General features: G+C 70.2%; 7 protein-coding genes. 1 reads left to right on the plus strand and 6 read right to left on the minus strand.

The genetic code is table 11. The annotated features are described in order from the left end of the window. The 5 genes from IE249_RS20735 to IE249_RS20755 all read right to left on the minus strand — a co-directional run. Window positions 1-257: heat shock protein transcriptional repressor HspR (locus IE249_RS20735; protein WP_189706913.1), on the minus strand; the 257-nt coding region annotated here is incomplete at its 3' end. Window positions 258-262: 5 nt separating this feature from the next. Further along, a complete protein-coding gene (gene dnaJ, locus IE249_RS20740; protein ID WP_189706640.1) occupies window positions 263-1,441 on the minus strand; it encodes a molecular chaperone DnaJ in 1,179 nt (392 codons plus the stop codon). 39 nt (window positions 1,442-1,480) lie between these two features. Next, a complete protein-coding gene (gene grpE / locus IE249_RS20745) occupies window positions 1,481-2,170 on the minus strand; it encodes a nucleotide exchange factor GrpE (protein WP_189706642.1) in 690 nt (229 codons plus the stop codon). Next, on the minus strand, window positions 2,167-4,014 hold the full coding sequence (gene dnaK / locus IE249_RS20750; protein WP_189706644.1) for a molecular chaperone DnaK: 1,848 nt from the start codon (window positions 4,012-4,014) through the stop codon (window positions 2,167-2,169). The genes grpE and dnaK overlap by 4 nt, the downstream gene beginning before the upstream one ends. Before the next feature lie 189 nt (window positions 4,015-4,203). Beyond that, window positions 4,204-5,415: an MraY family glycosyltransferase gene (locus tag IE249_RS20755; protein ID WP_229858907.1), complete on the minus strand. Its 1,212-nt coding sequence runs from the start codon at window positions 5,413-5,415 to the stop codon at window positions 4,204-4,206. A 223-nt stretch (window positions 5,416-5,638) separates the two neighbouring features. On the opposite strand from IE249_RS20755, the gene IE249_RS20760 reads away from it, so the two are divergent. Further along, window positions 5,639-7,921: a (Fe-S)-binding protein gene (locus IE249_RS20760; RefSeq protein ID WP_189706645.1), complete on the plus strand. Its 2,283-nt coding sequence runs from the start codon at window positions 5,639-5,641 to the stop codon at window positions 7,919-7,921. 75 nt (window positions 7,922-7,996) lie between these two features. Here IE249_RS20760 and IE249_RS20765 read toward each other — a convergent pair whose 3' ends face one another. Beyond that, a complete protein-coding gene (locus IE249_RS20765) occupies window positions 7,997-8,323 on the minus strand; it encodes an antibiotic biosynthesis monooxygenase family protein (RefSeq protein WP_189706647.1) in 327 nt (108 codons plus the stop codon). Window positions 8,324-8,553: the final 230 nt, after the last annotated feature.

Consider the following 8,553-nt stretch of genomic DNA (forward strand, 5'->3'; position numbering starts at 1 on the left):
AGTTCGATGATCCGCTTGATGCCGGCCAGGTTGATGCCCTCGTCCTGTGACAACTGCTGCACCTGGCGGAGCAGTTCGATGTCACGTGCCGAGTAGCGGCGGCCCCGGCCCGCGGTCCGGTCGGGGGACACCAGGCCCAGCCGGTCGTACTGGCGAAGCGTCTGCGGGTGCAGCCCGGACAGCTGCGCGGCCACGGAGATGACGTACACCGGGGTGTCTTCCGTCAGTTCGTACGGGTTGCGACGACGGCCGTCCATCTCACTCATGCTCCCTTCGCGGCCTCGAACAGCTCCGCCCGCGGGTCCTCGCCCGCGGTCGCCTCGCGATACGCCTGCAACGCGTCACGAGCCTTCCCCGACAGGTCCTTCGGGACACTCACCTCCACGGTGACCAGGAGGTCGCCGCGGGAGCCGTCCTTGCGGACCGCGCCCTTGCCGCGGGCCCGCATCGTACGGCCGTTGGGCGTGCCCGGGGGCAGCTTCAGCGTGACCGGGGGCCCGCCGAGCGTGGGCACCCGCACCTCGCCGCCGAGCGCGGCCTCCGGGTAGGTGACCGGCACGGTGACGGTGAGGTTGTCGCCCTTGCGGCCGAAGACCGGGTGCGCACCGACGTGCACCACCACGTACAGGTCGCCGGCCGGTCCGCCGCGCTCGCCCGGGGCGCCCTTGCCGCGCAGCCGGATGCGCTGCCCGTCGTTCACCCCGGCGGGGATGCGGACCTGCATCGTCCGGGACGACTTGGCGCGCCCGGAGCCCTTGCAGACCTCGCAGGGGTTCTCCGCGATCAGGCCACGGCCCTTGCAGTCCGGGCACGGGTCGGTCAGCGAGAAGCCGCCGCCCGAACCGCGCGCCACCTGCCCGGTGCCGACGCAGGTCGGGCACACGCGCGGTGTGCCGTTCTTGTCGCCGGTGCCCGAACAGGCCTTGCACGGCTGCTGGCTGGACATGCGCAGCGGGACCGTGGCGCCCTCGATGGCCTCCGTGAAGCTCAGCGTGACCTCGGACTCGATGTCCTGGCCGCGCCGCGGCTGGGTGCGGGTGCCGGTCTGGGCGCCGCCCCGGTTGAACAGGCCCCCGAAGACGTCACCGAGCCCGCCGCCGAAGCCGCCGCCCCCGCCCTGGGCGCCGCCTCCGGAGAAGAGGTCGCCCAGGTCGAAGTTGAAGGAACCGCCGCCCGCCCCGGGGCCGGGACGGAAGCCGCCGTTGCCGAACAGGGCGCGGGCCTCGTCGTACTCCTTGCGCTTCTTGGGGTCGCCGAGCACGTCGTTCGCCTCGGAGATCTCCTTGAAGCGCTCCTCGGCCTTGGCGTTGCCCTTGTTGGCGTCCGGGTGGAACTCGCGGGCGAGCTTCCGGTACGCCTTCTTGATCTCGGCCTCGGTCGCGTCCTTGGGGACGCCGAGGACCTTGTAGTAGTCCTTCTCGATGAAGTCCTTGGTGCTCATCCCCGACGTCCCTCCTCTCGTGCTCCGTTGGTTATTACGTCAGCCCTCCTCAGGGCCGCTGTCCTTGTCCTCGCCCGGCGCGTCGCCCTCGGCCGCGCCGGACTCCTCGGCCGGCTTGACCGTCTGGGCGCCGGGCTGTGGCTCGGCCACCGCCACCCGCGCGGGGCGGATGGTGCGCTCGCCGATCCGGTACCCGGGCTGCAGAATCGCCACGCACGTCGTCTCGGTGACGTCCGGTGCGTAGGAGTGCATCAGGGCCTCGTGGATCGTCGGGTCGAAGGGCTCGCCCTCCTTGCCGAACTGCTGCAGTCCCATCTTGGCCGCCACGGTCTCCAGCGACTCGGCGACGGACTTGAACCCGCCCACCAGTTCGCCGTGTTCCCGCGCGCGTCCGATGTCGTCGAGCACGGGCAGGAGCTCGGTCAGGAGGTTCGCGATGGCGATCTCCTTGACCGCGATCCGGTCGCGCTCGACCCGGCGCCGGTAGTTCTGGTACTCCGCCTGCAGCCGCTGCAGGTCCGCGGTGCGCTCGCCGAGCGCGGTGCGCACCTGGTCCAGCTGAGCCGTCACAGCGGCCGTGCGGTCCGCGTCCCCGGCCGGGGCCGCCCCCTTCTCACGGGAGGCGGCCTGCGGCTCGGCGTCGTCAGAGGTGGCGCCGGAGGGGACGTCGGGCTGCTGAGACTGAGCCTGCGGCTGCTGCTCGTCGAAGCCCGGGGTCTCCTCCGTCACGCGGCACCGTCCTTCCGGTCCTCGTCGACGATCTCGGCGTCGACGACGTCGTCGTCCGCCTTCGCCTGGCCGGCACCGGCGTCACCGGCACCGCCGGCGGCCTGCGCGGCCTGGGCGTCGGCGTACATGGCCTGGCCGAGCTTCTGGGAGACGGCCGCGACCTTCTCGGTGGCGGTGCGGATCTCGGCGGTGTCCTCGCCCTTGAGCTGCTCCTTGAGCTCGGCGACGGCCTCCTCGACCTCGGTCTTGATCTCGCCCGGGACCTTGTCCTCGTTGTCCTTGAGGAACTTCTCGGTCTGGTAGACGAGCTGCTCGCCCTGGTTGCGGGTCTCGGCGGCCTCGCGGCGGCGGTGGTCCTCCTCCGCGTACTGCTCGGCCTCCTGGCGCATGCGGTCGACCTCGTCCTTCGGCAGCGAGGAGCCACCGGTGACGGTCATCTTCTGCTCCTTGCCCGTGCCCAGGTCCTTGGCGGTCACGTGCATGATGCCGTTGGCGTCGATGTCGAAGGACACCTCGATCTGCGGGACGCCGCGCGGCGCCGGCGGCAGACCGGTCAGCTCGAACATGCCGAGCTTCTTGTTGTACGCGGCGATCTCGCGCTCGCCCTGGTAGACCTGGATCTGCACCGACGGCTGGTTGTCCTCGGCCGTGGTGAAGATCTCCGAGCGCTTGGTCGGGATGGTCGTGTTGCGCTCGATCAGCTTGGTCATGATGCCGCCCTTGGTCTCGATGCCGAGGGACAGCGGGGTGACGTCGAGCAGCAGGACGTCCTTGACCTCGCCCTTGAGGACACCGGCCTGGAGCGAGGCGCCGATGGCGACGACCTCGTCCGGGTTCACGCCCTTGTTGGCCTCCTTGCCGCCGGTCAGCTCCTTGACGAGCTCGGCGACGGCGGGCATGCGGGTGGAACCGCCGACCAGGACGACGTGGTCGATCTCGTTGATGGAGATGCCGGCGTCCTTGATGACGTTGTGGAACGGCGTCTTGCAGCGCTCCAGGAGATCCGCGGTCAGCTGCTGGAACTGGGCGCGGGTGAGCTTCTCGTCCAGGTGCAGCGGGCCCTCGGCGGACGCGGTGATGTAGGGCAGGTTGATCGAGGTCTCGGAGGACGAGGACAGCTCGATCTTGGCCTTCTCCGCCGCCTCGCGCAGACGCTGGAGGGCCATCTTGTCCTTGGCGAGGTCCACGCCGTGACCGGACTTGAACTGCTGCACCAGGTAGTCGACGACACGCTGGTCCCAGTCGTCGCCACCGAGGTGGTTGTCGCCGTTGGTGGCCTTCACCTCGACCACGCCGTCGCCGATCTCCAGCAGCGAGACGTCGAAGGTGCCGCCGCCGAGGTCGAAGACCAGGATGGTCTGGTCGTCCTTGTCGAGGCCGTACGCGAGGGCGGCGGCCGTCGGCTCGTTGACGATGCGCAGCACGTTCAGACCGGCGATCTCGCCGGCCTCCTTGGTGGCCTGACGCTCGGCGTCGTTGAAGTACGCCGGGACGGTGATGACCGCGTCGGTCACCTTCTCGCCCAGGTAGGACTCGGCGTCCCGCTTCAGCTTCTGCAGCACGAAGGCGCTGATCTGCTGCGGGTTGAAGTCCTTGCCGTCGAGGTTGATCTTCCAGTCGGTGCCCATGTGGCGCTTGACCGACCGGATGGTCCTGTCGACGTTGGTGACGGCCTGACGCTTGGCCACCTCGCCGACCAGCACCTCACCGTTCTTGGCGAAGGCGACGACGGACGGCGTGGTCCTGGCGCCCTCGGCGTTGGTGATGACGGTGGGCTCGCCGCCCTCCAGAACGCTGACGACGGAGTTAGTCGTGCCCAGGTCGATGCCGACCGCACGTGCCATGGTGATTTCCTCCAGCTGACTTGAGTGGAACGGACTCAAGTGTGCACGAGGCTTCGCGCCGGGTCAACAGACCTGAGCCGAGTGGGCTCAAGTCTTATCCGGCACTTACACGCATGGTCGCTCCGACCTGCGGCGATGCCCACGGCTGGCGGATTTCCGACTGGTACGCGGGGGTGGCGGGCGAGGTATTCAGGTTGACCGGACGGGCGCGCGGGCGCCGGACGGCGCGGCGCCGGACCGGGGACCGGCGGACCGCGGGGGCGCCGGAAGTCCCACGTCCTTCCGCACGCGTGCCCGGGACCGCGTGTCGTAGACATCCGCGGCCGCCCGGCCCCGGGCCGTCCGGGTGGTGGGGTTCCGCGTGGCGTGGGTCCGGGTGGTGTGCGTCTGGGTGGCGTACGCCCCCTGGGTCCCCCGCTCCGGCCGTCCACGGGGGCCGTACACCCGCACCCTGAGGAGGCCCAGGACCGCCAGCAGACTCACGCCCGCCACCCACAGCACGGCGCCGCGGCCGATCCAGCCGGCGTGGACCAGCGCGCCGACCAGCACCGCCGCGAAGGCGCCGGCGCCGAGCAGCACGGTCGCGCCCGGCCCGGTGAGCCCGAGCCGGCGCAGCCGGTGCGCGAGGTGGTCGGGGCCACGCCGCTGCACGGGACGGCCCGCCAGCCTCCTGGACAGTACGACCAGGACGGCGTCGGCGCTCGCGACGGCGGTGAGCGCGAACAGCACGGCGGCGGTGGACAGGGCGTCGTAGCCCGTGCGGGTGAGCACGGCCGCCGAGGCGAGGACGAATCCGGTGAACAGCGAGCCGCAGGCGCCGAAGGCGATCCGCGCGGGATGCCAGTTGTGCATGAGGAAGCCGGTCAGGGCGGCCGCCAGCACGCTCAGCAGCACCGCGAGGTCGTCCATCATCTCCACCGCAGCGCAGGCGCCCGCGCCGAAGGCGGTGAGCACCCCGACCGTGCCCGCCAGCCCGTCCGCGTGGTCCAGCCCCCGGAAAGCGGCGGCCACACAGGCGATCCAGGCCACCGACGCGATTCCCATGGGCAGCCCGGTCTCGTCGTAGGGGACCACGACGGCCGCCGCGACGACCGTGCCCACCAGCAGCAGCCGCGTCCGGATCCGCCAGACGTCCGCGACGAGGCCGAGGACGGCGACCCCGGCGCCGGCGGCCAGCAGCCGCCCCACGGGCGCGCTCAGCGGCGCCGCGCCGGTCCAGCCCCCGGCCGCCGCGACCAGGCAGGTGCTGGTCACGACGGCCAGGCCGCCGAGCAGCGGTACGGGGCGCAGCCGCCGCCTGCGGTCGACGAGCCCCAGCCGCAGCGCGAGCACCCGGAGCAGCGCCGAGAGCGCCGCGGCGGCGAGCAGGGCGGTGATGGCGGTGGCGATCCCGTAGAGCACGGTTCTTAAATTAGGGGCATATCGGTCGATCGGGTGTGAATAACACGATCAGAACAGGGTGGGATCGGCCTGAATCGTGAATCGTCGGGCGACCCTCAGCGACCCAGATCACCCCGCGCCCGGCTGCATTGCGACGGAGGATGGGGGTAGTCTCAGACGGACTGCATAAGTTACCGCTTAGTAATAACTGCTCAGTAATCTCGAGGCCGCCTCAGGAGCCCCAATGCAACTCGCCGCGATCATCGTGTCGCTGGTCCTGACCGTGGTCGGCGTTGCGCTGCTCGCCCGTGCCATCGGCCAGTTCGTCCGGTACTTCAGGCTGGGCCAAGCCGTACCCGCCGGCGCCCGCTCCGACAATCCCTATCAGCGGAGCGTGACCCTGGTCCGGGAGTTTCTCGGCCACACCCGCATGAACCGGTGGGGCATCGTCGGCATCGCCCACTGGTTCGTGGCGATCGGCTTCCTGACGCTGCCGCCGACCCTCGCGCAGGCGTTCGGCCAGCTGTTCCAGGCCGACTGGACGCTGCCGGTGATCGGTGACTTCCTGCCGTTCGAGATGTACATCGAGTTCATCGGTGTGATGACCATTCTCGGCATCGCCGTGCTCATGACGATCCGGCTGCTGAGCCTGCCCTCCCGGCCGGGCCGCAAGTCCCGCTTCGCGGGCTCCAAGGCCGGCCAGGCCTACTTCGTCGAGTACGTCATCCTCACCATCGGCCTCGCGATCTACGTCCTGCGCGGCCTGGAGGGCGCCCTGCACCACGTGGACCACTACGAGGCGGGGTACTTCGCCTCGTACCCGCTGGTGCTCGCCTTCAAGGGCCTCGGCGTCTCCACGCTGCAGAACCTGGTCTACCTCGTCGCGATGATCAAGATCGGCACGTCCTTCGTGTGGATGATCGTCGTCTCCCTGACCACGAACATGGGCGTGGCCTGGCACCGCTTCCTGGCGTTCCCGAACATCTGGTTCAAGCGCAACGCCACCGGCGAGACCGCGCTCGGCGCGCTCCAGCCGATGACGAGCGGCGGCAAGCCGATCGACTTCGAGGACCCGGGCGAGGACGACGTCTTCGGCGTCTCCCAGGTCGAGCAGTTCTCCTGGAAGGGCCTGCTGGACTTCTCCACCTGCACCGAGTGCGGCCGCTGCCAGTCGCAGTGCCCCGCCTGGAACACCGGCAAGCCGCTCTCCCCCAAGCTGCTGATCATGTCGCTGCGCGACCACGCGCACGCCAAGGCGCCGTACCTGCTGGCCGGCGGCGGCAAGACCATGGAGGGCGAGGAGAAGGCCTCCGAGGAGGCCCTGAAGGACGTCCCGGCGTCCGCGCTCGCCGAGGCCGAGCGCCCGCTGATCGGCACCGCCGAGGAGAACGGCGTCATCGACCCGGACGTCCTGTGGTCCTGCACCACCTGCGGCGCCTGCGTCGAGCAGTGCCCGGTCGACATCGAGCACGTCGACCACATCGTCGACATGCGCCGCTACCAGGTGATGATCGAGAGCGCGTTCCCCTCCGAGGCGGGCACGATGCTCAAGAACCTGGAGAAGAAGGGCAACCCCTGGGGCCTGGCCAAGAAGCAGCGCCTGGAGTGGCTCAAGGAGGTCGACTTCGAGGTCCCGGTCGTCGGCAAGGACATCGAGGACCTCACCGAGGTCGAGTACCTGTACTGGGTCGGCTGCGCCGGCGCCCTGGAGGACCGCGCCAAGAAGACCACCAAGGCCTTCGCCGAGCTGCTGCACATCGCGGGCGTCAAGTTCGCGATCATGGGCGGCGACGAGAAGTGCACCGGCGACTCCGCCCGCCGCCTGGGCAACGAGCCCCTCTTCCAGGAGCTCGGCATGGAGAACGTGATGGCCCTGAACACCGCGTTCGGCGAGGAGCTGGACGACGAGGGCAAGGTCACGGCCGAGTCGAAGAAGCCGAGGTCGGCGAAGAAGATCGTCGCCACCTGCCCGCACTGCCTCAACACGCTCGGCAACGAGTACCCGCAGCTCGGCGGCGACTACGAGGTCATCCACCACACCCAGCTGCTCCAGCACCTGGTCGACGAGGGCAAGCTGATCCCCGTCACCCCGGTCGAGGGCATCATCACCTACCACGACCCGTGCTACCTGGGCCGCCACAACAAGATCTACACGCCCCCGCGCGAGATCATCGGCAAGGTCCCCGGCCTGCGCAACGAGGAGATGCACCGCCACAAGGAGCGCGGCTTCTGCTGCGGCGCCGGCGGCGCCCGGATGTGGATGGAGGAGCGGATCGGCAAGCGCATCAACAACGAGCGCGTCGACGAGGCCCTCTCCCTCAACCCGGACATCGTCTCCACCGCCTGCCCGTTCTGCCTGGTCATGCTGACCGACTCGGTCAACGGCAAGAAGAACGACGGAAAGGCGAAGGAGTCCATCCAGGTCGTGGACGTCGCCCAGCTCCTGCTGGACTCCGTCAGGACGCCGGTCGACCCGGCGGGCGAGGTGGCCGGCGAGAGCGAGCCGGAGCCCGAGCCCGTGAAGTGACGACCTCGACAGCATGACGGCGGCCCCTGTCCCACACGGGACGGGGGCCGCCGTCGTACGCGCCGGGCAGCTCGCCTACGCGCCCTTCGGGGCCGCCTGCTGGACGACCTCGAAGGACCACAGGGTGGACCCGGTGGCCGCGGGCTGCGGCCGCTCCCCGCCCTCGCCCTCGCCCCGGTGCGCGGCCCTCATCGGCCCCTCCAGCCACGCCTGGAACGACTCCTCGTCCCGCCAGCGCGTGTAGACGAGGTACTGGTCGGTGCCCTCGACCGGACGGAGCAGCTCGAACCACTCGAAGCCGTCCGAGCTCTCCACGGCGTGGGCACGGTGGGCGAACCGCTTCTCCAGCGTCTCGCGCTGCTCGGCCGGCACGGTCAGTACGTTGATCTTGACTACGCTCATGCCCCCATCGTGCCCGCTCCCGCTCCCCACCGGTTCCTCAAACACACATACAACTCTCACCGCTCATCGTGGGTCTCCTGATCACCGACCGCTCCCGCCGGGCGCCGCGCACCCGCGGCGGACAAGCGGCGGCCGGTCCACCATCGACCGCGGGCGCCCGCCAGGCGTCCCGCATGCCGCAGGAGAATCCCGCATGCTCCAGCACCACCTGCGACTCGCCCTCGCGACGG

Source organism: Streptomyces anandii JCM 4720, from assembly GCF_014650655.1.
GTDB classification, from domain to species: domain Bacteria; phylum Actinomycetota; class Actinomycetes; order Streptomycetales; family Streptomycetaceae; genus Streptomyces; species Streptomyces anandii.